General features: G+C 64.4%; 15 protein-coding genes and 1 tRNA gene. 4 read left to right on the top strand and 12 right to left on the bottom strand.

Translation table 11 applies throughout. From position 1 onward, the window contains the following. The first annotated feature begins 42 nt into the window (after window positions 1-42). From recC to recD, 3 genes are read left to right on the top strand one after another with little or no spacing between them, the layout of a single operon-like run. The gene (gene recC, locus AB4Y82_RS13020; protein WP_441603594.1) at window positions 43-3,522 is read left to right on the top strand and encodes an exodeoxyribonuclease V subunit gamma; all 3,480 of its coding nucleotides are present in this window, start codon (window positions 43-45) and stop codon (window positions 3,520-3,522) included. Then, a complete protein-coding gene (recB, locus tag AB4Y82_RS13015) occupies window positions 3,519-7,184 on the top strand; it encodes an exodeoxyribonuclease V subunit beta (RefSeq protein WP_441603593.1) in 3,666 nt (1,221 codons plus the stop codon). The genes recC and recB overlap by 4 nt, the downstream gene beginning before the upstream one ends. After that, a complete protein-coding gene (recD, locus tag AB4Y82_RS13010) occupies window positions 7,174-9,165 on the top strand; it encodes an exodeoxyribonuclease V subunit alpha (protein WP_441603592.1) in 1,992 nt (663 codons plus the stop codon). The genes recB and recD overlap by 11 nt, the downstream gene beginning before the upstream one ends. Window positions 9,166-9,207: 42 nt before the next feature. Here recD and AB4Y82_RS13005 read toward each other — a convergent pair whose 3' ends face one another. From AB4Y82_RS13005 to murJ, 12 genes are all read right to left on the bottom strand, one after another. Beyond that, window positions 9,208-9,651, bottom strand: a complete 444-nt coding sequence (locus AB4Y82_RS13005; RefSeq protein ID WP_441603591.1) for a type IV pilin protein — start codon at window positions 9,649-9,651, stop codon at window positions 9,208-9,210. A 34-nt stretch (window positions 9,652-9,685) separates the two neighbouring features. After that, window positions 9,686-13,423, bottom strand: coding sequence for a pilus assembly protein (locus AB4Y82_RS13000; RefSeq protein WP_441603590.1), 3,738 nt, complete (start codon window positions 13,421-13,423; stop codon window positions 9,686-9,688). Window positions 13,424-13,480: 57 nt separating this feature from the next. Beyond that, window positions 13,481-14,110, bottom strand: a complete 630-nt coding sequence (locus AB4Y82_RS12995) for a pilus assembly PilX family protein (RefSeq protein ID WP_441611369.1) — start codon at window positions 14,108-14,110, stop codon at window positions 13,481-13,483. Window position 14,111: 1 nt separating this feature from the next. Continuing rightward, the gene (locus AB4Y82_RS12990; protein ID WP_441603588.1) at window positions 14,112-15,119 is read right to left on the bottom strand and encodes a PilW family protein; all 1,008 of its coding nucleotides are present in this window, start codon (window positions 15,117-15,119) and stop codon (window positions 14,112-14,114) included. Further along, the gene (gene pilV, locus AB4Y82_RS12985) at window positions 15,116-15,625 is read right to left on the bottom strand and encodes a type IV pilus modification protein PilV (RefSeq protein ID WP_441603587.1); all 510 of its coding nucleotides are present in this window, start codon (window positions 15,623-15,625) and stop codon (window positions 15,116-15,118) included. The genes AB4Y82_RS12990 and pilV overlap by 4 nt, the downstream gene beginning before the upstream one ends. Next, entirely contained in the window at window positions 15,622-16,194 is a 573-nt protein-coding gene (locus AB4Y82_RS12980; protein WP_441603586.1) for a GspH/FimT family pseudopilin, read from the bottom strand. Before AB4Y82_RS12980 ends, pilV begins: the two co-directional genes overlap by 4 nt. A gap of 322 nt (window positions 16,195-16,516) precedes the next feature. Further along, window positions 16,517-16,592 (bottom strand) — tRNA-Thr (locus AB4Y82_RS12975). Window positions 16,593-16,644: 52 nt separating this feature from the next. After that, on the bottom strand, window positions 16,645-17,604 hold the full coding sequence (gene ispH / locus AB4Y82_RS12970) for a 4-hydroxy-3-methylbut-2-enyl diphosphate reductase (RefSeq protein WP_441611367.1): 960 nt from the start codon (window positions 17,602-17,604) through the stop codon (window positions 16,645-16,647). 73 nt (window positions 17,605-17,677) lie between these two features. Further along, on the bottom strand, window positions 17,678-18,169 hold the full coding sequence (gene lspA / locus AB4Y82_RS12965; RefSeq protein WP_441603584.1) for a signal peptidase II: 492 nt from the start codon (window positions 18,167-18,169) through the stop codon (window positions 17,678-17,680). A 168-nt stretch (window positions 18,170-18,337) separates the two neighbouring features. Beyond that, window positions 18,338-21,202 carry an isoleucine--tRNA ligase gene (gene ileS, locus AB4Y82_RS12960; RefSeq protein WP_441603583.1) on the bottom strand — a complete coding sequence of 955 codons (2,865 nt, stop codon included), beginning with the start codon at window positions 21,200-21,202 and terminating at the stop codon, window positions 18,338-18,340. Between the two features lie 117 nt (window positions 21,203-21,319). Next, window positions 21,320-22,273, bottom strand: a complete 954-nt coding sequence (locus AB4Y82_RS12955; RefSeq protein ID WP_441603582.1) for a bifunctional riboflavin kinase/FAD synthetase — start codon at window positions 22,271-22,273, stop codon at window positions 21,320-21,322. 46 nt (window positions 22,274-22,319) lie between these two features. Next, entirely contained in the window at window positions 22,320-23,927 is a 1,608-nt protein-coding gene (gene murJ / locus AB4Y82_RS12950; protein ID WP_441603581.1) for a murein biosynthesis integral membrane protein MurJ, read from the bottom strand. 272 nt (window positions 23,928-24,199) lie between these two features. Between murJ and rpsT the strand changes: the two genes are divergently transcribed. Then, window positions 24,200-24,463: a 30S ribosomal protein S20 gene (gene rpsT / locus AB4Y82_RS12945; RefSeq protein ID WP_008213299.1), complete on the top strand. Its 264-nt coding sequence runs from the start codon at window positions 24,200-24,202 to the stop codon at window positions 24,461-24,463. The last annotated feature ends 997 nt before the right edge of the window (window positions 24,464-25,460 follow it).

Genomic DNA, 25,460 nt, shown 5'->3' with positions numbered 1-25,460 from the left:
CGGCGAGAATGCATCCATGAGCGAGTCGCCCCATTGCCTGATGTGAGCCACACCCTCGAGCTGCCCCTGGAGAGCCCGATCCAGCCGGGCCTGATGGTCATCCATGGCAACCGCATGGAGGATCTGCGCGACCTGCTGACCGCGTGGCTGGCGCGCGCGCCGCTGCGCCCACTGGAAGACGAGCTGATGCTGGTGCAGAGCAACGGCATCGCGCAGTGGCTCAAGTGGGCGCTGGCGCGGCCGGCCGATGCTGGCGGGCTGGGCATCAGCGCCGCCATCGACGTGCAACTGCCCGGCCGCTTCCTGTGGGCCGCCTATCGCAGCGTGCTGGGGCGCGACGCGGTCGCCACCACCTCGCCGTTCGACAAATCACGGCTGAGCTGGCGCCTGCTGCGCCTGCTGCCCGCGCACCTGCACGAAGCCGACTTCGCGCCGCTGCGCGATTTTCTCCGCGACGACCCGGACGAACGCAAGCGCTACCAGCTGGCCGAGCGCGTGGCCGACCTGTTCGATCAGTACCAGGTGTATCGCGCGGACTGGCTCACCGACTGGGAGCACGGCCGCTACGAACTGCGCGACGAGCTGCGCGGCAAGCACACGCCGCTGCCCGCCGATCAGCGCTGGCAGGCGCGGCTGTGGCAGCTGCTGCTCGATGACGTCGGCGATGAGCGCCACAACCATCGCGCCGCCGTGCATCAGGCCTTTATCGAACGCATCGCCGGCATGACGACCCGCCCCGCCACGCTGCCGCGACGCATCGTGGTGTTCGGCATCTCCTCGCTGCCGCAGCAGACGCTGGAAGCGCTCACCGCGCTGTCGCGCCACTGCCAGGTCATGCTGCTGGTGGCCAATCCCTGCCGGCACTACTGGGCCGACATCATCGAGGATCGCGAGCTGCTCAAGGCCAGCCAGCGTCGCCACGGCCTCAAGCCCGGCCTGCCGGATGAACCGCGCTTCGAAGATCTTCACCTGCACGCCAACCCGTTGCTGGCGGCGTGGGGCCGGCAAGGGCGCGATTACATCCGCCTGCTGGACGCGTTCGATCGCCCCGAGGGCTATCGCAACCAGTTCGCCGCGTGGAACCGCAGCATCGACCTGTTCGCCGATACCGACGGCAGCACGCTGTTGCGCCAGATGCAGCAAGCGATTCTGGATCTCGAGCCGCTGCCGGCCGATGCAGCGCAACGCAAGCCATGGCGGCACGACGACATGTCGCTGCGCTTCCACATCGCGCATAACCCGCAGCGCGAAGTGGAGATCCTGCACGACCAGCTGCTGGCGATGTTCGAAGACGCAGCGCGACGCGGCGAGCCACTGTCACCGCGCGACGTGATCGTGATGGTGCCGGATATCCAGACCTATGCGCCGCATGTGCAGGCCGTGTTCGGCCGCCTGCCGGCCGACGATGCGCGCTATCTGCCGTTCTCCGTTGCCGACCAGCCGTCGCGTGGCGCCGTGCCGTTGATGGTGGCGCTGGAACATTTGCTGTCGCTACCCGAATCGCGTTTTGCCGTCAGCGATTTGCTCGACCTGCTCGACGTCCCCGCACTGCGCGCACGCTTCGACATCGACGACAACGGACTCCCCACGTTGCGCCGCTGGATCGAAGGCGCAGGCATACGCTGGGGACTGGACCGCGAACAAAAGCAGAGTCTCGAACTGCCCGGCGTGGAGCAGAACACCTGGCGCTTCGGCCTGCGCCGCATGCTGCTCGGTTACGCCGTCGGCGAAGGCGATACATGGCACGGCATTGCGCCGTATGGCGAAGTGGGCGGCCTCGATGCCGCGCTGATCGGCCCGCTCACGCTCCTGCTCGATCAGCTCGAACGCTGCTGGGCACGCATGCGCGAACCGGCGACGCCGGGCCAGTGGCACCAGCGCCTGCAGCAGTTGCTGATCGATTTTTTCGATGCGGACGATCCGTCCGACAGCGACCGGCTCACGCGCTTGAACGATGCGCTGGACGAATGGCGACAGGCCTGCGAGGACGCACAATTCAGCCTTCCGCTGCCACTGAACATCGTGCGCGAGCATTGGCTGGCATCGATGGACGAAAGCCGCCTCTCGCAACGTTTCATGGGCGGCGCGGTGAGCTTCTGCACGCTGATGCCGATGCGCGCGATCCCGTTCCGCGTGGTGTGCCTGCTCGGCATGAACGATGGCGACTATCCCCGACGCCAGGCGCCCGCCGATTTCGATCTGATGGCCCAACCCGGCCATGCGCGTCCGGGCGATCGTTCGCGGCGCGAAGACGATCGCTATCTGTTCCTCGAGGCGCTGGCCTCCGCGCGCGACGCGCTTTACGTCAGCTGGGTGGGGCGCAACGTGCGCGACAACAGCGTGCTGCCGCCATCCGTCCTGGTCGGCCAGCTGCGCGACTACGTGGCCGCCGGTTGGTGTGGCGACGGCGATGACGCCAGCGATGATCACGCTAGCGAGCGCCTGCTCGAAGCCATGACCACGGTTCATCCGCTGCAGCCCTTCAGCCGTCGTTATTTCAGTGCCGACGCGGATGCGCGCCTGTTCACCTATGCGCGCGAATGGCGTCAGGCCCATCGTGGCCACGACGACGCGATCAACGCGACGCTCGCGCCATGGCAGCCGGATGCCGCCATCAGCATCGGCTTGTTGCAGAGTTTCGTGGCGCGCCCCGTTCGCCACTTCTTCAATCACCGCCTGAAAGTGCACTTCGCCGTGCGCGACGAAGAAACGATGGACGATGAGCCGTTCGGCCTGGATGCGCTGGAACGCCATGTTGCGATGACCAGCGTACTGCGCAGTGCCATGGCGGCTTCCGACGTGCGCGCCGCCGTCGACGTCGCCACCAGGCAACTGGTGGATCAGGGCGACCTGCCGCCGGGCGGCTTCGGCGAGTTGGCGCGCGATGCGCTCACGCGCGAAAGCGGCGATCTCGCGTCGCGCTGGCTGGCTGCCTGCGAACAATGGCCGCTGGTGGACGAAAAGATCGAGGTACTGCACGAGGCGCATGGCGTGCGACTCGAAGACTGGCTGTCGGATCTGCGGCAAGGCGGGCATGGCGGCTACACGCGACTGGAGCTGGTGACCGGCAAATTGCTGCAGAAAGGCGACATCCGCTACGACAAGACCATTTCCGCCTGGGTGATCCATGTGGTGGCGCACGCGCTTGGCTTGCGCCTGAACACTCGCATCATCGGCGTGGACGCCACGCTGTTGATGCGGCCGCTCGCTGCCGACGATGCCGTGATGTGCCTCAACGCCCTGCTCTCGTGTCTGCGCGAAGGCATGCGCATGCCGTTGCCGGTGGCGCGCAAGACGGCGTTTGCCTGGCTGCAGAACGGCAGCGATCCCGAAAAGGCGCGCAAGTTGGCCCAGCTTGCCTATGAAGGCAGCGGATTTGGCGGCGTTGGCGAAGTGCAGGAAGACCCCTATCTCGCGCGCGCATGGCCACGCTACGACGCGCTGGAGGCCGGTGGCTTCCACCACTGGCTCGCTCTCTACCAGCCGATGATCGCGGCCATCACCAACGGCGCGGACGCATGACCACGACCGCGCCACTCCAACCATTGCAATTGCCCCTGCACGGCATCCAGCTGATCGAAGCCAGCGCCGGCACCGGCAAGACCTGGACCATCGCCGCGCTCTATCTGCGGCTGGTGTTGGGCCATGGCACGCCCGAAGGCAAGACGTTGCTGCCGGCGCAGATCCTCGTGCTGACCTTCACCAAGGCGGCCACCGCCGAGCTGCGCGAGCGTATACGCGAACGCCTGGGCGAAGCGGCCGAGGCGTTTCGCGGGCGCCGCGAACCCGACGACTTCCTGCGCGACCTGATGGCCGTTTATGCCGATGGCGATGAGCGCGCCCGCGCCGCCCGCCAGCTCGACCTGGCGGCGCAATGGATGGACGAATCGGCCATCCATACCATCCACGCGTGGTGCCAGCGCATGCTGGGACAGCATGCCTTCGATAGCGGCCATGCCTTCGAGCAGGACACGGACACCGACGAAAGCGCCTTGCTCGCCGACATCGTGCGCGACTACTGGCGCTGCCATTTCTTTCCACTGGATCGTGCCGGCGCCGCGCTGGTGTCGCGCTGGTGGAAAGCGCCTGCCGATCTGCAGACCGACCTGCGTCCGCTGCTGCGCCAGCCGCCTGATAGCTTGCGCCTCGATGGCAAACCCTTGCCCGATCCCGCGCATGTGCTCGACGCGTTCCGCAAGCATGCAGGCGACGTGGTCGTCGCCGAGTCGCGTGCACGCGAATGCTGGCTGGCTGCCGCGGATGACATCGAAGCGATGTTCGTGCGCGCACTCGATGCCGGCGCACTGAATGGCAACAAGATGCGCCGCGACAAGGTGATCGACGAGCTTGCCCTGCTGCGGTCCTGGGCGAGCGGCGGCGCGGATGCCTCGGCCACTCTGCCACGCTACACGCAGTCCGCGCTTGTCGCGGCGAAGAACAAGAACGCCGACGCGCTGCGCCACGCCGCCTTCGATGCCATCGAAGCGTGCGTGGAAACGCTGGGATTGGTGGCGCCATGGCGCGCCCCGGTGCTGGCGCACGCCACGCGCTGGGTCGCGGCCAAGCTGGAGGAAACCAAACAGCGCCGCGCGCAGCTGGGCTTCGACGACATGCTCAAGCGACTCGACAGCGCACTGCACGGCCATACCGGCAAACGCCTGGCGGACACCATCGCCACGCAGTATCCGATGGCCTTGATCGACGAGTTCCAGGACACCGATCCACTGCAGTGGCGCATCTTCCATCGCGTGTATGCACGCCGCGAGACCACCGGGCTGCTGCTAATTGGTGATCCCAAACAGGCCATCTACGGTTTCCGTGGCGCGGACATCCACACCTACCTGCGTGCGCGCGGCAGCGCCCGGCAGCCGATGTGGACGCTGGGCACCAATTACCGCTCTACCGAACCGCTGGTGCATGCGGTGAACCGAGTGTTCGCGTTCGCCGACGGTCACGAAGACGGCGCGTTCGCCTTCGGCCGCGGCCGCGATGCGTTGCCGTTTCTTGCGGTGGGTGCGCGCGGGCGCAGCGATAGCCTGACGCTCGACAACCAACCCTTGCCGCCCATGCAGCTGGCGCTTCAGCCAGGCGACGACACCCTCAGCGGATCGGCCTATACCGATGTGATGGCCCGCCACGCCGCGAGTTATCTGGTGGATTTGCTCGCCGCTGCACAGGAAGGCCGCTGCGGTTTTCGCAATGCCGATGGCGGCTTCCGTCCGCTGCAACCGGGCGACATCGCCATCCTGGTGCGCCGCGGCTCCGAAGCGGCCAAGGTGCGCCAAGAGATGCAGCGGCGTGGGCTCAAGAGCGTGTATTTATCCGACCGCGACTCGGTCTATGCCTCACCCGAGGCCGCCGATCTGCTGCGCTGGCTGCGTGCCTGCGCGGAACCAGGCTCCGATCGCGCCATGCGCGCCGCGCTGGCCACGCCGACGCTGGGCCAGAGCGACGAAGAGCTCGATCGCCTCAACCTGGACGAGCAGCACTGGGAAGCCTGCGGCGATCGTTTCCGCCAATTGCACGCAACCTGGCAACGCCACGGCGTACTGGCGATGCTGCATGACCTGCTGCATGCCTTCGACTTGCCAGCGCGCCTCCTCGCGCGTCCCGACGGCGAACGCGCGCTGACCAACCTGCTGCACTTGGCCGAACTGCTGCAGCATGCCGCAGCGACGCTGGATGGCGAGCATGCGCTGATTCGCTATCTCGCGGCACAGATGGCGACTGCGAGCGATCCGCAGTCGGAGACCGCCGACGAACAAATCGTGCGCCTCGAAAGCGAGGCTGCGCTGATCAAGGTGGTGACCATCCACAAATCCAAGGGCCTGGAATATCCCCTGGTCTTGCTGCCTTTCATTTGTTCCGCGCGCGAGCTGAAGGCCGACGACAGTTTCACCTGGCACGACGACGCCGGCGAACGGCGCATGGACCTGCGCGCCAGCGACGATGCACTCAAGCTGGCCGATCGCGAGCGTCTGCAGGAAGACCTGCGGTTGCTCTATGTCGCCCTCACCCGCGCGCAGTACGCCTGCTGGATGGGCGTGGCCTGTACGCGTCCGGGCAACAGCAAGGCCTCGACCTTGCACCAAGCCGCGTTCGGCTATGTGCTGGCTGGTGGCGCAAAGATCGAACCCGCCGATCTGATGGCGCGCCTGCAGGCATTGCAGGGCACGGAAGGCGACGTGGAGATACGCGTGCTCGGCACCGCTGGCACGCACCCGCTGCCCGCCACGCAGGACGACGTCCTGCCGCTGTGGGAAGCGCGCATCTATGAGGGCGCCCCGGTCGAGCGCTGGCGCGTGGCCAGTTATAGCGGCTTGAAGTACGCCGAAAGCGAAGAGACGCGCGTGCCCGTACCCGAGACCGCATCGCAGGACACGCTGATCGAAGCCAGCGCCGAACTGCTCGAGCTCCCGGCAACGCCTTCCCTCGCGGCGCAAGGCATCCATGCATTCCATGCCGGCGCCGAAGCCGGCACGTTCCTGCACGACCTGCTGGAATGGGCGGCTGATGAAGGCTTTGCCGAAGCAGCCGACGATCTCCCGGCCCTGGAAAAGGAAATCGCACGACGCTGCCAACGTCGCGGCTGGCAGGCGCATATCCCCATGCTCACGACATGGATGGCCGGGCTGCTGCGCACGCCCCTGGCGCTGCCCGACGGCAGCCACGCTTCGCTATCGCAGATGACCAGCCACTATGCCGAACTGGAATTCTGGTTCGAGGCGACGCACGTCGACACGCTCGCGCTGGATCGTCTGGTCACGGCCCACACGCTGGACGCCCGCCCTCGCCTGAGCCTGCTGGCCGATCGCATCAACGGCCTGCTCAAGGGGTTTATCGACCTGGTGGTGGAGCAGCAGGGTCGTTACTACGTGATCGACTACAAGTCCAACAAGCTCGGTAGCGACGCCAGCGCGTACACCGCTGAAGCCATGCGCGATTCGATCCTGCGCGAGCGCTACGACCTGCAGTACGCCTTGTACACATTGGCCCTGCATCGACAACTGCGCGCGCGGCTGCCTGGCTACGACTACGAGCGCCATATGGGCGGCGTGGCCTATCTCTATCTTCGCGGCGTGGATGGCGCCGGGCACGGCGTCCACGTAGAGCGATTGCCGAAGGCCTTGATCGATGCACTGGATCGCTTGTTCGCCAGCGGGGAGCACGCCCATGCCGCATGACGCGTCCCTGCCCGCCATGGAGCTGGCCATCGAGCGAGGATGGCTGCGCCCACTGGATGTAGCCTTCGCGAGTTTTCTCGCTGCGCAAGATCCGCAGGCGCCCGCGGCCCTGCCACTGCTCGGCGCTCTGGTGAGCCGGCAACAGGCCGATGGCCATCTGTGTCTGGATCTGTCGGCGTGGGCGTCGCTCGCCGATGACGGCGGCTGGCCTGATGCATGGCGTGCGGTGCTGGCTGAGCTTGCATCGGCATCGCCCCCGCTGGGGATCTCCGCCCTGATCGCTTCATCGGACGATGCCGCACCGTCTGCCTCACCCCTGGTGCTCGATGGCAGCCGCGTCTACCTGCGTCGCTACTGGAATCACGAACAGCGCGTCGCCGAGGCGATCGGCCAGCGGCTCGCCCGCGTGCATGACACGCCACCCTTGCTGGCCAGCCAGCTCGCGCGCCTGTTCCCCACCGCCGCCACCGACACGCCGGACTGGCAACGCGTCGCCTGTGCACTCGCCGCGCGTGGCGCCTTTACCGTGATCACCGGTGGCCCTGGCACGGGCAAGACCACTACCGTCGTGCGTCTGCTGGGCCTGCTGCAGACGCTGCATCGCAAGGACACTGGCCGCTCGCTGCGCATCCGTCTGGCCGCTCCCACCGGCAAGGCCGCCGCGCGATTGCAGTCATCCATCAGCACGCAGATCGCTCAGCTGGATGTCGACAGCGACGTTCGCGCCAGCATTCCCAGCCAGGTGGATACGCTCCATCGACTGCTTGGCGCGCGCCCGGATACGCGACGCTTCCGTCACGACCGCAGTCATCCGCTCCACCTGGACGTGTTGGTGATCGACGAAGCGTCGATGATCGACCTGGAGATGATGTCCGCTGTACTCGCCGCCCTGCCCGACGAGGCGCGCCTCGTGCTGCTAGGCGACAAGGACCAGCTTTCATCGGTGGAGGCCGGCGCAGTCCTTGGCGATCTGTGCCGACGCGCGGACCTTGGCCACTACAGCGCAGCCACGGCGCAATGGCTGCGTGAGACCACCGGCGACGGCATCGAAGCCTGGGTGCGCGACGACGCACGCGCGCTCGACCAGCATGTCGCCATGCTTCGCCATAGCCATCGCTTCGGTGCTGACAGTGGTATCGGCAGCCTCTCCCAACAAGTCAACGAAGGCCATGCCGCGCGCGTGCATACGCTGCTTGCCGGACAGCACACGGATATCGCATGGATCGATGCGGCAGCCGATGCACGCTCGCTCGCCGAGCTGGTGCTCAATGGTGGTGAGGCGCAGTTCCTGGCGCAGCGGAATGATCGACAACCACAAGGCTATCGCCACTACCTCCAGTGGATGCATCGCGAACGGCCGTCGCCTATTGCCGACCCAGCCGCTTACGATGCATGGGCCCGTGGCGTGCTGCGCGCCTTCGGCAGCTTTCAGCTGTTGTGCGCGCTACGCCATGGACCGTTTGGCACCGAGGGGCTCAATCGCCAGATTGTCCAGTTGCTGCATCAGCAGCAGCTGATCGACAGCAGCCACGAGTGGTACGAGGGCCGACCCGTACTGGTGACACGCAACGACTACAGCCTTGGCCTGATGAATGGCGACGTGGGCATTGCCCTGCGTGTTCCCGATGAACATGGCGTACTGCATCTGCGCGTTGCCTTCGAAGTGGCAGGCGCGGCGGACGACGGCAGTACCCGCTTTCGCTTTGTACTGCCGTCGCGTCTGGGCGAACGGGAAACCGTCTATGCCATGACGGTGCACAAGTCGCAGGGGTCGGAGTTCGAGCATGCGGCCTTGGTACTGCCGGCCGAAGCCAGCGCCGTGCTGACGCGCGAACTGCTCTATACCGGCATCACGCGTGCACGCCGCCGGTTCAGCCTGCTCGCACCCGCTGCCATCGTTCGCCAGGCGGTGGAGCAACCGGTGCACCGCCATTCCGGCTTGCACCTGCGCTGGTCGGGCGCCGAACCGTCCGCCACATGAAGCAAGGCCGCCCTGCGGCGGCCTTGTTCAATCCCAATCCGTTTACCAGCAGCCTGCCACGCCAGGCGTGCGAGCGCCGCGATGGTTGAGCGTCAGCGTGCCGCATACCGCATCGCGATTGAGCTGCACCGTGGTAGGCGTCGCCGTGATGGTGAACGACGTCGATGTGCTGGCCGGCGCGAGGGTGTAATTGCGGGCGATCTGCGATTGGCAGTCCAGATGCGGGTCGGCGTTGGCGACACCGGCGGGCGTCTGGTCGTAACGCAGATTGCTGGTGTAGTAGCGCTCCATGTAATTGGCGTACTCGGACAAGCAGCCTTGCGCGGCGACGCGGTTGGTCTTGGCCATGTGCTTCAGATACGACGGCCAGGCGATGGCGGAGAGTATGGCGATGATCGCCACCACCACCATCATTTCGATCAGGGTGAAGCCCCGTTCAAAATGATGGTGACGAACGCTGGCGCTGGAATGCTGTTGATCAAACATGGGGCGTGCTCTCCTCATTCGCATGGAATGTCGCTCAGGGGTTGACCAGTTCGCGCCATGACACGCGACTGAAATCTCCCTGCGAACCGGCGGTATAGACGCTGCCGTTCGAGCCGTTGTCGAAGCTGACCAGCATCACGCCGCCCACGAAGATCGGGTTGTTCGGCAGCGAGTTGAAACCGATGCCGCTGTTGGTGAGCGTGTTGTTGCCCGACCTGACCCCGTCGGCGTCGTTGATCGCACCGTTGCCATTGAGATCGAAGAAACTGGTGCTGGCCGCGGCACCACTGAACGGGTCGAGCGCCATGATCCAGCCGCGACCCGAGGGGTTGCACGCGTCGGTCGCCTGCGGGATACGCGTCGTACCCAGCAACAGGCTGCCCTGGAACTGATTGGGCGTCACGATGCGCTCGCCCTCGGCGCCGTTGCTGGGCGAAGTCAGGTCCATGTACCAGCCGGACTTGTCGCCCATATCGCTGGTGCTCGGCTTGGCCGTGATGGCACGTCCCGGCGACACCGGCGGCGTGGCGGCAGGATCACCGGCCGACTCGGCCAGGATCTGGCGCTGCACGAGTGCCGTTCGACCTTGGGACACCAGGTTGGTTACGACGGTGTCGGTGCTGGCCTGCACGATCAGGCCGTACCACGTCTGGGTGGCCGTGCTGTTGAGATCCCCCGACGCGAGGTATTTGCCCGTGCCGAAGAACAGCCACAGATTGCTCGTGGCCGGATCACGCCCCATCAACATGCCCGCCGTGATGGGCTGCGCGGTGCCACCCGCGTCGGTGGCCGTGAATACCAACGTACCAATGCTGCTGGGCGTGGCCGCGGTGCCGTCGTTGAGGCCAAATTTCCACACCTGCCCCTTGGCATCGCCCGCATAAGCCACCGTGCTGATGCCGTTGGCGGCATTGCCGATCCATACGCCCGGCGCCGCCAGGCCGTTGCCGGTAGCCGGATCGCTGGTGGTGTGCACCGTCAGCGCACCATCGGTGATGCCGAACTGCAACAACGCCGCCGCGCCATTGCTGCTGTTGTAGCCATTGCCGATCAACACCGACCACGAGCCATTGGCGGTCTGCGCGACGACCGGCTTGCCGTTCATCTGGCCGATATAGCTGCTGTTTGTGAGGCCGTCGGACGCGGAGCGCTCCCACAGCAATTTGAAGACGTCCGGATCGGTCACATCGAGCGCATACACCGCCTTGGCCAGACCGCGACCGGTAGTTCCCACCGCCACGGTATGCCACGCACCGGGGCTGCCGTAGTAAACGTCGGCCACCGTCAACTCACCATCGTTGAAGTACTGGTGGGCGACGTCGGTGCCGCCGTAGCCGGGGTCCGCAATCTGCTTGAGGTTGCTGGTGATCACCGCCGACGGCAGATACGCATACACCTCGGCGCCGGTGCTGCCATTGAAGGCGTGCAGCATGCCGTCGTTGGCCGCTACAAGGATGCGACCGGCCTGGCTGGCCTTGCCCGCCGCATAACTGGCAAACGTGCTGGAGCCGGTAAAGCTCTTGCCAACAAACTGGTTGGCGTTGGGCGCACCCACGTACACCGGCTGGGAGTTGACGATGTCACCCAGGGGCGTGTCGCGGTTGCGCAACGTTCCACCATTGCGCTGCTCCTGCGAGGTATCGCCCAACAGGTAATTGATCAGGATTTGTTGCGCGGCGCTGGTCGCGCCCAACGCGGCCTGCTGGGTGCCGGACAACATGCCGACGTTGGCCGCATTGAACTGGAACACCGGCGTATTGGGCGATACAGCGGATGCGTTGTAGCTGTACACCTTGCGATCGGCATAGGCCGGCAACGCTGCCGCTGCCGTCCAATCGGGATTGGTCGCGATTGCGCCGGAGTTGGCATTGATCGACAGCGCCTTGAGATCGCCTTTCCACTTCGCCGTGTAGTAGTTGGCCTGGTAGGCAACCGTGCCCGTCTTCAACTGCGTGGAGTTGGCGGCCAGGCTGGCACCCGTACCGACACGCTCCGTTGCGCGCTTGAGCGCATCCTTCAGGCCGCTGGTGAATGCTTCGGGGCTGGTCGCGGAATAGAAGCCACCGTGACCATTCACCGCCGCGTGCGCCAGGTCGGCAATATTGTTGATGCTGTCGGAGCTGGTCGCCGGCCACGCAAAACCATTGATGGCGGTACCACCGCGCGCCCAGGTAAAGATCTGGTCCACGGTCGTTCCCGCCGGCGTGATGCCAGTGGGCGTAAAGCCAAGGCCCAGCGTGAAGGTGGTCATGTGCTGCCAGAAGGCCGGATCCTCGTTGTTCACCGGCACTTCGTTGGACGTATTCGTGCGCAGATCGTTGACCCAGTAGTACATCGCCACGTCGGCCAGCGTGTTGGACACGCCATCCTTGTACGGCTTGGCGGCAGTGAACGTGTACGACTGGCTGTTGCCGCCCGAGTTGGTCTTCGCGGTGCTGTCGGCATCACCGATGGTGGCGGATGCCGCGGCGCCGTTCCAGAAACCGTCGGTGGTGAGGATGGTGTAGGACTGGCGGCAGGCCAGTTCGGTGTTGCCACTGGCGGTGCCATAGTCCGGGTCGCTGCTCATCGAGCCCCAGGGCTGATCGGTCTTGTAGTACTGACCCACCGCATCAAGCGCCGAACGCAACGGCGTGCCGTTGTTGGCGGTCTCACCCTCAAGCCACGTCCAGAACGCAGTCTTCTGATCGACGAAGGGCTTCACGTTGGCGATATTGAAGTTGTTCTTGCTGGTCTGGCCCGTGGGCAACTTGGAGTCGTTGTTGCCGTCGATCGAGCCAAAGCCCACGCGGAAAGTGGTATCCAGCCCGGAGAACGAGTTCATCAGGCCGCTCTTGGCCATCAGGATGCGCGTGCGGAAATACGAGAACCAGTTGGCCACGTTCTGCTGCGCCGTCGTACTGTCGTCGCAGGTCGCCGAGGTAAGGCTCGCGGCCGTGCAGGCGCCGGTCTTGCCGATGTATTTGCGCGTATAGGTTCCGTTGCTTCCCGGCACGGTATAGGTAAACAGATTGGTATTGGTGGTGACCTGGGTGATTTTCTGGCACAGCAGGCTGGCCGGCAGATAGGTGTCGGGACTCGTGCAACCGGTGGTGGAGGGGTTTCGATAGGTCGTGTTGCCACCACTGGTTCGCTTGCACAGGCCGTTATTGGCGCTGCCGTCCTTCACCAGCGTATCGCTACCGCTGCACGTGGGGGTGGCCGCGTAAGTGCTGGTGTTGTTCGATGTCGTCGTGATGACCGAGTAGTACTTGAAGTAGTGGTAAGACGTGCTGTTTCCGCTCGTACAGTTGCGCGAACTGACGTTGTTGTAATCGCAGAAGCTATCGGACGCGTACTGCGTCACATCCGTGGTGGTGGCGCTGCGAAAGCCATCGACGAAGGCGCTATCGATGCCAGTGGGCGCGGTGTACTTCGTGCCATCGGCCTTCACCGGCGGCGTATAGGTCACGCCCGGGTTGTAGTAGGTGCCGTTGTTGCCCGAATAGCGCAGTGCATCGAGATCCACCAGCGTGACGCCGTTGTTGGTCGTTGCACCGGGCAGGAACTTCGCATCGGGCATGAAATCCCAGGCCATGGAGCCGGAATCGTCGAACATCAGCACGATGTTGGGCGGCAGCGATTTCTGGATGATCAACGGCTGCTGGTCCACCGTCACCGCCGCCATGCTCGGCGTGGAGAGCACACCAAGCGCCAGCACCGTGAGGCCGACCGACAGCAGCCTGCCCGTGAAGCGGCCTGCGCGGGCGCGCAAGCTGGAATGATTTTTCATATCGATCCGCCCTGAAGGTGAACGGCGCACGATCCACCGGCGCCGCGTCGATGAAACTCAGCGTTGCTTGACGATGGCCTGCAAAACCACGACCGCGCGATCGCCCACCGCCGCCGGATCGCCGCTGCGCGCCGTGATGCGGTAGTAGACGGCCGTGGTCGAACCGCCGGAGTTGCCGTAGTTGTAGGAATTGGCGCTCTGATCGAAACCGGTATCGGAAGTCGGATCAGCCCAGTTGCCCATGTTTTCGATCACGTACTGCGGCTGGCTGGCCGCCACGGATGCCTTGGTGAACTGGCCATCCGCCGTACCCTCGGCAACATCATGGATGCTGCCGGACGGCAAATTCGGATCGTTGAACGGATTGGACAGGCATGCGCTCGAACCGGTACGGCAGTTGCGCGCGATGTCGCCGGGATTGCCGGTGATTCGCAGTTTCGCGGCACGCAGCGCGGCCTCCGCGCTCTGGAACGCGATCTGCCGGTCGTAATGATTGGCGGCCATCTTCTGCTGCATGATGGTGCCGCGCACGGCGGCAAAGCCGACCAGGGTCACGACCACCAGCAGCAGCAAGGCCACCACCAGCACGACACCTCGCTCGTGCCTGGGCGATGCCCGCATCACGCGCATGCGCCGGTTCGAGTTGATGCTCTGGGGAAATACCGCTTGAGGAATCATGGCACTCATCTCACAGCACCCGGTTGCGCACAGTGGTGGTCACGGTGAAGCTGCGTACCAGCGAGGTATTGCTCGTACTCGCGCGATCGTCGGCGCTCTGCATGGTCAGCGTGGCGCGAACCGCATTCACGTTGCCCCAGTTGGTGACGTTATTGGCCTTGACGAACGGCGTACCCGCCAGATCGCTCTGGTGATAGCTGAGCTGCATATCGGACACGCCACGCACCATTTCCTGGCGTGTCGGCGTGCCGCCTGCGCGGCCCAATCGATACAGCGACCGGGTGCCGGCCGGGTTCTTGCCGACGTACCAGTCCGAGACATTCAGGCGCGTGACATAAGCGTTGGCGCCAAACGTGTAGAAGTTGGCCGAGCCACAAGACGTCGGAAAGCCCAGGCCGGTCGAGCAATTGCCGCCGGTGGTTGCGTGGCCGATGGTCTTGGCCGTGGCGCTATAGCTGTTGGACTGGAAGATGGCCGCATGGTCGTAGTCGCACACGATGAATACATCGCCTGCCGCCAGATCCGTGCTGGCTTCGTTCAATGCAAACGTCGCCGTGCTGGGATCGTGCGACGCGACGCTATAGCTCGCATCTTCGCCACCGAGCAATTGCAGCGAGGCCTGTCCTGCAATGCGATCGCCATCGCCGGTGCCTGCGGCGACATCGGTGTCGTTGCCTTCGAATCCACGCACGGCATTGGACCAGTTGCCCCACCAGGTCGTGCCGCCGTTGACCGGCCCGATATTGAGCACGTTGGCAACGCGACCACTATTGCTGCAAGCGGTCAGGCCTGCATTGCGGATGTCCCGCGCCAGCAGCTCGAACGCTGCACGCGAGTTGTCTTGCACATCGCTGAGCGCGCGATTGGTGCGATACACACGCTGGTTGGAAAGAAACACGCTACCGACACCAGCCATCACGACCAGGCCCAGCAGCATGGCCACCATCAGCTCGATGAGCGTGAAGCCGCGCACGGCGTGACGACGATACATCGCAGAACGGAGCAGTCGCGGCGTCATAGCATGCCCCTCGTCACGACGGTCTGGTTGCTAGCCCCACCCTTCCCGGCGCGGCTGTCGTCGAAGGTGATGGTGATCGTGCAGTCACCCCGCGTGCCGGTGCAGGCGATGCTGCCCGTCGTGGTGTCGCTCGCGCCGAGCGTCTGGCCCAGCTGCACGCACCAGTCGTTCAACTGCGTGTTCTTGACCGTCGTATCGGCAGCAGGGCAAGCACTGGCCTTCATCGGCGACGAGGTGTTGTAGCCGCCCGAACGAGCCAAGTCGTAGTCAGCCCGCATCGCATCCAGGATGGAATAGCTGGCCATCGTCGCCATGCTGCGCGCCATCGCGCTGTTGTTGGTGGACAGCGACTTGGCCTGCAATGCCGCGACGCCGAGGAACGCAATGGACAGCAGCAACACCGCCACCAGGACCTCGATGAGACCAACGCCACGCTGCGCGCTCGCGGCGCCAGGTTCATGGGCGCGACGGCAAGGCCGGCGAATGCGAAAACAATGCGTCGTCATGAGGAGCACTCTGTCGTTGTCGTGTCGGTCTGCACGACCGAGCCGGCCACCATTCGAATCACCCGATGATTCTCGGCACGCAGCGCCGGTGTACAGATATCGATGACCTGGCCTGCATAGGGGGCGGAACTGCTGGTGGCGTGCGCGATGCCCTGTGCGTTGAAGCGCAGCGCCGTCATGTTGCCCGCCACGATTACCGAGCCGGTCAGATCGAGCTGACTCTCACGCACCACCACGGGACCCGACGCCGTCGTGGCCACCACAGCGCCCAGCGCTGTTCCACAGGCCTGGCCCAAGGCGTCGGCAGCGTTGCTGGTGGTGGAGTTGCTGCACAGCTGTGTGCGCGCGTTGCGCTTGATCGCTTCCATCCGCGCTACCTGGATGGTGCCCACGATCTCGTTGGCCGAAGCGGTCAGGCGATTGGAAAGTGTGAGGCTGCGAAAGCTCGGCACGGCGATGGCGGTCAACACCACGATCACCGTGAGCGTCACCATCAACTCGACCAGCGTGAAGCCGGTTTGAGCACGCCCGGCACCGCTGCCGGCGCCCCCTATCGCTCTTACACACATGGTCAGCCCCTTCTGACTACTTGAGATTCAGCCTAGGGCCTACAAAACATTTCGTAAATTCTTTCGTGATGGACGGTAAGAACTTGCCGATGAGCGGTAGACGAAGGCTTGGGCCCTGTGATCGGAGCCGCATTTTTTCGTCCAAGCCTTATAGAATCATATAGATATAACTGTTCTAGCAGTTATGGTCGCATCAGCGAGGCAAGCCGCTGGCTCGCAATTTATTACGCAAGCGAGATGGCGCCCGAACCGGAGCGCTGCTGTTGGCGTTCGCGGGAAACAAAAAAAAGGGCCCGCTTGCGCAGGCCCTTTTTCTTGATGCTGGTGCCGGAAATAGGAATCGAACCTACGACCTACGCATTACGAATGCGCCGCTCTACCAACTGAGCTATTCCGGCGAGGAACCGCCAATTCTACGGAGCGCAGCCGAACCGCGCAAGATGTCGGCGCTCAAAGACTCGCGGAAACGCCGCCGACCAGACGCAGTTCCTTAGGGAGCGCGAAGGTGATCGTCTCCGGCTCGCCGTCGAGTTCGCGCACCGTGCCGGCGCCCCACGATTGCAGGCGCGCGATCACGTCGCGCACGAGCTTGTCCGGCGCCGATGCGCCGGCGGTGAGGCCGATGTGGGTGACGCCGTCGAGCCAGCTGCGCTCGATGTGCTCCGCCCCGTCGATAAGAAAGGAACGCACGCCCTCTTTCTCCGCCAGTTCGCGCAGGCGGTTGGAATTGGAGCTGTTGACCGAGCCCACCACCAGCATCAGATCCACCGAGGCGGCCAGGCGGCGCACGGCATCCTGACGATTCTGAGTGGCGTAGCAGATGTCGTCCTTGCGCGGGCCTTCGATGTCGCTGAATTTCGCGCGCAGCGCTTCGATGATCGCCTTGGTGTCGTCCACCGACAGCGTGGTCTGGGTCACGTACGACAACTCGTGCGGAAACTTCGGTTCCAGCGTGGCCACGCATTCCACGGATTCCACCAGCAGGATCTCGCCGGTGTTGGCAGGGTTCCACTGGCCCATGGTGCCTTCGACTTCGGGGTGACCACCGTGGCCGATCAGCACGACGCTGCGGCCGATACGACCCAGGCGCGCCACTTCCATATGCACCTTGGTGACCAGCGGACAGGTGGYGTCGAACACCTTGAGGCCACGCTGGTCGGCTTCTTCGCGCACAGCCTTGGACACGCCATGCGCGCTGAAGATCACCGTGGCGCCATCCGGCACTTCGTGCAGTTCTTCGACGAACACGGCGCCATCGGCGCGCAGCTTGTCGACCACGTAGCGGTTGTGCACCACTTCGTGGCGCACATAAATAGGGGCGCCATAGGATTCGAGCGCGCGTTCGACGATGGCAATGGCGCGATCCACACCAGCGCAAAAACCACGGGGATTGGCGAGCAGGATGTCCACGGAAGCTCCGGACCTGGCAGACTGACTGGTAGGCATTATCGCACGGCCGGTACCACCGTACGTGAGGGCGGGGTCAGGCCTTAGCCTTGCCCTGAAATAAGCCAAAAACCACTAGCATCACGGCGCCCACGGTGATCCCACAGTCGGCGAGATTGAACACCGGATAATTCCACTCGCGGAAATACACGTGGATGAAGTCCGTCACCTGCGAGGCGTGCAGGCGATCGATCAGGTTGCCCAAGGCGCCACCCACGATCAGGCCCAGCGGCATCGCCGTCTTCCAGTCGCCGCGCGGCGTGCGCGATAGCCAAACGACCAATACGCCGCTGATTACAACCGCAAGCAGCACGAAGAACCAGCGCTGCCAGCCGTCGTTGTTGGCGAGAAAGCTGAAAGCCGCGCCCCTGTTGAAGGCTAGCGTCCAGTTGAGGAAACCGGGAATTACCGGGTGGGGTGTGCCGGCCGGCTGCAACGCCGCAAGCGCCCACCACTTGCTCAGTTGATCGAGCACGATGACGACGAGGGAGAGCGCGAGCCAGGAAAGGGCGTTGGGTTTGGGTTTCATGAGTAGCCATATCTTGCGCAGATACTCCCTCTCCCCTGCGGGGAGAGGGTTGGGGTGAGGGGCCAATCTTGCGAGAGCGTTGAAGCGAGCGACACGGCATTTTTTAACCATCCCGCGAGCACCCGCCCCTCACCTCAATCCTCTCCCCGGAGGGGAGAGGAAGAAAAATCAGAACCAGCGACGATTCTCGCCCGGCCCTTCCACATTGCTGATGCAGCGATCGCACAGTTCCGGATGCGCCGCATGCGTGCCGACATCATCGCGACGCTGCCAGCAACGCACGCACTTGGCCGCGTCGCTCACCGTTGCCGACACCCATACGTCCGCACCTTCCAGCTCGGTCAGCACCGCGTCCGCCGGCTGACCACCGGCCAGATCCAGGCGCACATCCGAGCTGATAAAGAAGAAGCGCAGTTCCGACGCCGCCGGCTGATAGCGCGCAACCACGGCAGCATCGGCATGGATCGCCACCTTCGCTTCCAGCGATGCGCCAATCTGCTCGGCCTTGCGCATGCCTTCGAGCACGCGCGACGCGGTATCGCGGATCGCCAGCAGATCCGACCAGTAGCGACGCTGCTCCGGCGAACCCTGCGTGGCTGCCAGACCGTCATACCAGGTTTCGAACAGCACGCTCTCGCTGCGCTTGCCCGGCATGTGCTGCCAGATTTCTTCGGCCGTGAACGTCAGCACCGGCGCCAGCCAGCGCACCAGCGCTTCGGCGATGCGGTACATCGCGCTCTGCGCGCTGCGGCGGCCATGGCTTTCGGTCGGCATCGTGTACAGCCGATCCTTGGTGATATCCAGATACAGCGCACCCAGCTCGTTGGTGCAGAAGTTCTGCACGCGCTGGACGATCTCCGGGAAATCGTAGCGGTCGTATGCCGCCGTCACCGCCTGCTGCACGTCGTACGCCTGCTGCACCACCCACTGGTCGAGCAGCGTGCTTTCTTCCACCGGCACCAGATGCTTGGCCGGATCGAAACCGTCGAGGTTGCCGAGCAGGAAGCGCGCGGTGTTGCGGATGCGGCGATACGTATCCGATACGCGCTTCAAGATTTCGTCCGACAAGGACATCTCGTTGCGGTAATCGGTCGAGCAGATCCACAGGCGCAGGATGTCCGCGCCCAGGTTCTTCATGATGTCCTGCGGCTCGATGCCGTTGCCCATCGACTTGGACATCTTGCGACCCTGCGCATCCACGGTGAAACCATGGGTGAGCACGTCGTTGTACGGCGCCTTGGCGAACATCGCCGACGAGGTGAGCAAGGAGGACTGGAACCAGCCGCGATGCTGATCCGAACCTTCCAGGTACATCACCTTGTAGCTGCTCGCATTGCCCTGCTGCAGTTCGGGACGCTGTCCCACCACGGTGAAGTGGCTGGCGCCGGAATCGAACCACACGTCGAGCACGTCGAGGACTTTTTCATAGTCCTTCGCCTGATCGCCGAGCAGCTCGGCCGCATCGAGCGCGTACCACGCGTCGATACCGCCCTGCTCGATGCGCTTGGCCACTTGTTCCAGCAACGCGACGGAATCGGGATGCGGTTCCTGCGTGCTCTTGTTGATGAACAGCGCGATCGGCACGCCCCAGGTGCGCTGACGCGAGATGCACCAGTCGGGACGATCGCCCACCATGCCGGCGATGCGCTCTTCGCCCCAGCCCGGCACCCAGCGCACCTGCTTGATCGCATCGAGCGCGGTCTTGCGCAGGCCTTCCTTCTCCATGCTGATGAACCACTGTGGCGTGGTGCGGAAGATCACCGGCGACTTGTGGCGCCAGCAATGCGGATAGCTGTGTTCGATCTTGGCGAACGCCAGCAGCACGCCGCGACGACGCAGCAGCTCGACGATTTCGTCGTTGGCCTTCCACAGATGCTTGCCCGCGATGACGGTGCCATCGAGCGCGGCCGGCGTATCGGCACGATACGTACCGCGCGCCTCGGTGTAGTTCAGCGTTTCGATGCCGTACTTGCGCGAGACGACGAAGTCTTCCACGCCATGGTCGGGCGAGGTGTGCACGGCGCCGGTACCGTCTTCGGCGGACACGTGGTCGCCAATCAACACCGGCACTTCGCGTGCATAGAACGGATGCTTGAGCAGCACGCCTTCCAGCGTCTGCCCTGCCACATGGCCGAGCACCTTCGGCTCGTCGATGCCGTAACGATGCGCGGCCTTTTCGACCAGAGCGCTGGCGATCACCAGCAGCACGCGCTGGCCCTCGCGCGCCGGACCTTCGATCAGCGCGTACTCGAGTTCGCCACCCAGCGACACTGCCAGGCTTTCCGGCAGCGTCCATGGCGTGGTGGTCCAGATCGGAATGGCGACGATGGCGTCGCCCGCATCGACACCGAACTTCTGTGCCAGCGCTTTCGGGTCGACCGCGTCATAAGCGACGTCAACGGCCGGCGAGACTTTGTCGGCGTATTCGATTTCCGCTTCGGCGAGCGCCGAACCGCAATCGAAGCACCAGTACACCGGCTTGGCGCCGCGCACGACGTGACCGTTGCCCACGATCTTGGCCAGCGCACGCACCATGTCCGCTTCGTACTTGAAGTCCATCGTGCGATACGGGTGTTCCCAATCGCCCAGCACGCCCAGGCGCTTGAAGTCGGTGCGCTGCAGATCAATCTGCTGCTGCGCGTACTCGCGGCACTTCTGGCGGAACGCAGCGGCGTCGAGCTTGTCGCCCACGCGACCGAATTTCTTTTCGATCGCCACTTCGATCGGCAGACCATGGCAATCCCAGCCCGGCACGTAGGGCGCGCGGAAACCGGCCAGCAGGCGCGACTTCACCACCACGTCCTTGAGCACCTTGTTCACCGCGTGACCTAGGTGGATCGCACCGTTCGCGTACGGCGGGCCGTCATGCAGTACAAACACCTTGTCGCGGCCGGCGGCGCGCTCCTGAATCTGCTCGTAGCGGCCCACCTGCTGCCAATCGGCCAGCCACTTGGGCTCGCGCTTGGGGAGGTCGCCGCGCATCGGGAATTCCGTCTGCGGCAGGTTGATGGTGTTCTTGTAATCCTGGGTCATTGCCTGGGGATGCTCTGATCGTCGGGTTGTCGGGTGTCGCCTCGGCAGCGCCATGGCCCTGGGGCCGGCGCTTCAACCATCACGGCGAAAGCGCCAACGTTACCGGATTTGAGGCAGTTACGCCTCGCTGAGACGCGGATTCATGCCCAGCAACTCACGGGCCTGGCGCGCGTCTTTGGCCATCTGGACGGTCAACTCGTCCAGGTTGTCGAATTTCTGCTCATCGCGCAGCTTGGCGACGAATTCCACCGCCATGCGCTGGCCGTAGAGATCGCCCTCGAAGTCGAACAAGTGCACTTCCAGCAGCGGCTCCGGCACCTCGTTCACGGTGGGACGAACGCCGAGGCTGGCCACGCCGGGCCAGCTGCACTCGCTCTCGCCCAGGCCCACGCGTACCGCAAAAATGCCGTGTACCGGGCTGCTGCGGTCGCGCAGGTGGATATTGGCGGTGGGATAGCCCAACTGGCGACCCAACTGCTTGCCGTATTCCACCTTGCCTTCGATCACGAACGGCCGGCCCAGCAGCGGCGCCGCGCCGGAAAACTCGCCGGCCGCCAGCAGCATGCGGACCCGCGTGGCCGACACCCGCGCGCCATCCAGCAGCACCGAGGGCATGGTGCGGGCGGTGAAACCCAGTTCGGGACCCACGCTCTCCAGCATCGCCACGTCGCCGCTGCGCTTATGGCCAAAGCGGAAATCCGCCCCTACCCACACCTCGCGCGCGTTCAGCCGATCCACCAGTACGCGGCGAATGAAATCCTCCGCCGACATAGAGGTGAGGGCTCGATTGAAGCGCAACAAGAGCACCTGCCCCATGCCAGCTTCGTCAAAGCCGCGCAGCTTTTCGCGAACGCTGGACAGCCTGGCCACCGGCTCCGGTGAGAAAAAAGCGCGCGGCAACGGCTCGAAGCTCACCACGATAGCCGTGAGCCCAAGCTTGGCGGCGCGTTCATGCACCTGCGCAAGCAGGGCCTGGTGACCGCGGTGCAGGCCGTCGAACGCGCCGACGGCTACGACGCTGCCGCCGGGCGCCAGACTGGGGCCGGCGACATCCCTGGAAAGTCTCATCATCGGGCGAGTATAGCGGCTGGCAGGCTGCGTTTTGGCCTGTAAAAGGTCAGACGCCACGCAGTTCGCGCAGGCGGAAGCCCGCGGCAAATAGAGTCACCACATAGGCGCCGCCGCCCGCCGATACCAGCACGGCCAGGTGCCACACACGGGTCCATTTGCCGGCATCGGTCCAGTCTGGCCAGACCCACATGCCGGCCAGCAGCACAACGACCATGACCACGCAGGCCAGCACCAGACGCATCAGGTGGCGCGCCCAGCCGGGTTGACGCTGATACACACCAGCCTTGCGCAACCAGTGCCACAACAGGCCCAGGTTGATATAGCTCGCCAGGGCGCTCGCCATGCCTAGCGCCATGTGCAGCCCCGGCACGGCGGCAATGCCATCCAGCCACGGCAGCTGGCGTTGTGCCGGCGTTGCCCACAGCACATAGAGCATCGCCACGAAGATCACATTGAGCACCATGTTCGCCACCAGCGAGGCCACACCGGCGCGCACCGGCGTGCGGGTGTCCTGACGCGAATAGAAGGCCGGCAGGGCGACCTTCACCAACGCGAACGCAGGCAAGCCAAAGCTGAGCGCCGTGATCGACAACGTCGCCATGCGCGTATCGAACGGCGTGAACTGGCCATGCTGGAACAAGGTCGCCACCAGCGGCTTGGCCAGCAGCATCAGCGCAAACATCGCCGGCACGGCAATCAGCAGCGTGATGCGCAAGCCCCAGTCCAGCGCCTTGGAGAAACCGTCCTTGTCGGTGGTCACGTGGTGACGCGACAGCGACGGCAGGATCACCGTGCCCAGCGCCACGCCAAACAGGCCCAGCGGCAATTCAAGGAAACGGTCGGCCTGCGACAGCCAGCTTTGCGAACCCGTCATCAGATACGCCGCAATCACCGTATCGAGCAACAGATTGATCTGCGCAATCGACGAGCCGAACAGCGTCGGCACCATCAGCGTAAGAATGCGGCGCACATCCGGATGGCTCCAGCCCCAGCGCGGCAGCGTCAGCAGATCCAGCCCGCGCAACGACGGCAGCTGGAACAGCAGCTGCAGCAGGCCCGCGACCATGATCGCCCAACCCATCGCCATGATCGGCGGATGCACGAACTTCGACAGCCACAGCGCGCCGCCGATCATGCAGAGGTTGAGGATCACCGGGGTGAGCGCCGGCAAGGCGAACTTGTGGAAACTGTTGAGCGCCCCGCCGCACAGTGCCGTCAGCGAAACGAATAGCAGGAAAGGAAACGTCAGGCGCAGCAGTTGCGCCGTCAACGCGAATTTTTCCGGCGTATCGGCCGCGCCCTGCGAAAACAGCGCAGCGACCTGGGGCGCGAAGATCACCCCCAGCGCGGTAATGACCAGCAGCACCCCACCCAGCGTGCCGGACACGCGGGACATCAGCTGCTTCAAATCCTCATGGCTGCGCTTCTCCTTCACTTCCGTGAAGACGGGCACGAAGGCCGTCGAGAACGAGCCTTCGGCAAACAGGCGGCGCATGAAGTTGGGAATGCGGAACGCCACCCAGAACGCATCGGTGGCCGCATTGGCGCCGAAGGTGGCATTGATCGACATGTCCCGGACCAGCCCGAGTACGCGTGAAATCATGGTCATGCTGCTGAATGACAGCAGCCCGCGGAACATGCTGGGAGACTTCATGCCTTGAGGTCGTACCTATGCTGGTGAGACGCGCTGCGCACCGGAGCCCCTCTGCCCCGGTGGCGAAAGGCGCGTAGTTTGACAGCCCGGAATGGAAAGATGACAGCGCAGACGTGGCATAATCGAGGCCGACCGTTCCCCTTGGCCACCATGGCGGTGGCATGGCGCTCCGCGGAGCGCCTTGACAAACGGCTAAGCTGTTGACGCAGCGGCTCATTAGCCGCATACTTGCCGTCTTTTTCCAACCCAGCAATTCATTTCGGAGTTCTACCTTGGCCAACATCAAGTCCGCGAAGAAGCGCGCGCGCCAGTCCGAGCAGCGCCGCCTGCGCAATGTCAGCGCCCGTTCCATGGTGCGCACCGCCCTCAAGAAGGTCGTCAAGGCCATCGAGGCCAAGGACAAGGCTGCCGCCGTTGAAGCCTTTGCCGCTGCCCAGCCGGTCATGGACCGCTACGCTGCCCGCGGCCTGATCCACAAGAACAAGGCTGCTCGCCATAAGAGCCGCCTCAACGCAAAGATCCACGAGCTGGCGTAAGCCAGCCTCGTTACCTGAATCTTGGGTTGGCGAGAAAGCCGGCGGAAGCCGGCTTTTTTGTGTGCCTGGGGAAGTGGCCGGCACTAGCCGGTTTTCTTTTGCCTGGCGCCCTGGCACGGGCCGGAGGTTGCCCCTCAACAGCCGAATAGCTGGGCATCCTGAGCCTCAGTCCTTGCTCGTCATACCGGCGCAGGCAGGAAGCGCTCTTCAACAGCCGAACAGCTGGTCATCCAGAGCCTCGGTTTTGGTTGTCGTGTTCCCGCGATCTGGCTCGCCTGCCGCGGGCTTTCGTGCCGCTGCCGCGGCCCGAGTTACTTTTCTTTGCTTGCCCAAAGAAAAGTAACCAAAAGAAACGGCACCCCGGATGACGCGCCTTCCGGGCCTGCGGCCCTCCAGGTGCGCGGGCGGGTTACGGGGACCCCGAGGGCGAAGAGCCACATCAAGAGCCGAACAACGCCAGGCGCTACTGGGTCGGGCAGGTCTTTTGTACGAACGCACTTGTGCGCGACCAACCGACGGAGCGGTACATCCGAGCGCCGCGGTCGCGCACAAGTGCGCTCCTACAAGGGGGACGCAGGTTCGTGGGTGCGGATCAATCTTGCCGGTCGGCTCTTTGTGGGAGCGCACCCTGTGCGCGACAAACCTACGGAGCGGTACACCCCAGCGTGGCTGTCGCGCACAGGGTGCGCTCCCACAGACAAGCGGGCGTTGGAGAGAAAATGAGCGATGCCCAAAGCCGATGCGAAGCGAGGCCCCGCTCTAAGTCCTCAGCGATTCGGGCGCGTTGCGCAGCGCTTTGAACTACCCCCTGTGTACCCTCGGAGGTTGTCCCACCACGACGCACCTCAAGCGTTCGGGCTTATCCCAACACGATGCTGCGGGCGTTATCAGGCCATTTTCTTTGGGTTACTTTCGACGCGAAGCTAGTCCCGTGGGATCTTTTGGGCCAGCAAAAGAAAAGTGACTCGAGCGGCGGCAGCCGATCGAAACGCCCGCC

Source organism: Dyella sp. 2YAF14 (assembly GCF_052114725.1).
In the GTDB taxonomy this organism is placed as follows: Bacteria; Pseudomonadota; Gammaproteobacteria; order Xanthomonadales; family Rhodanobacteraceae; genus Dyella.
Note: the sequence above shows the minus strand (reverse complement) of the source record. Positions and strands in the feature narration are given on the sequence as shown.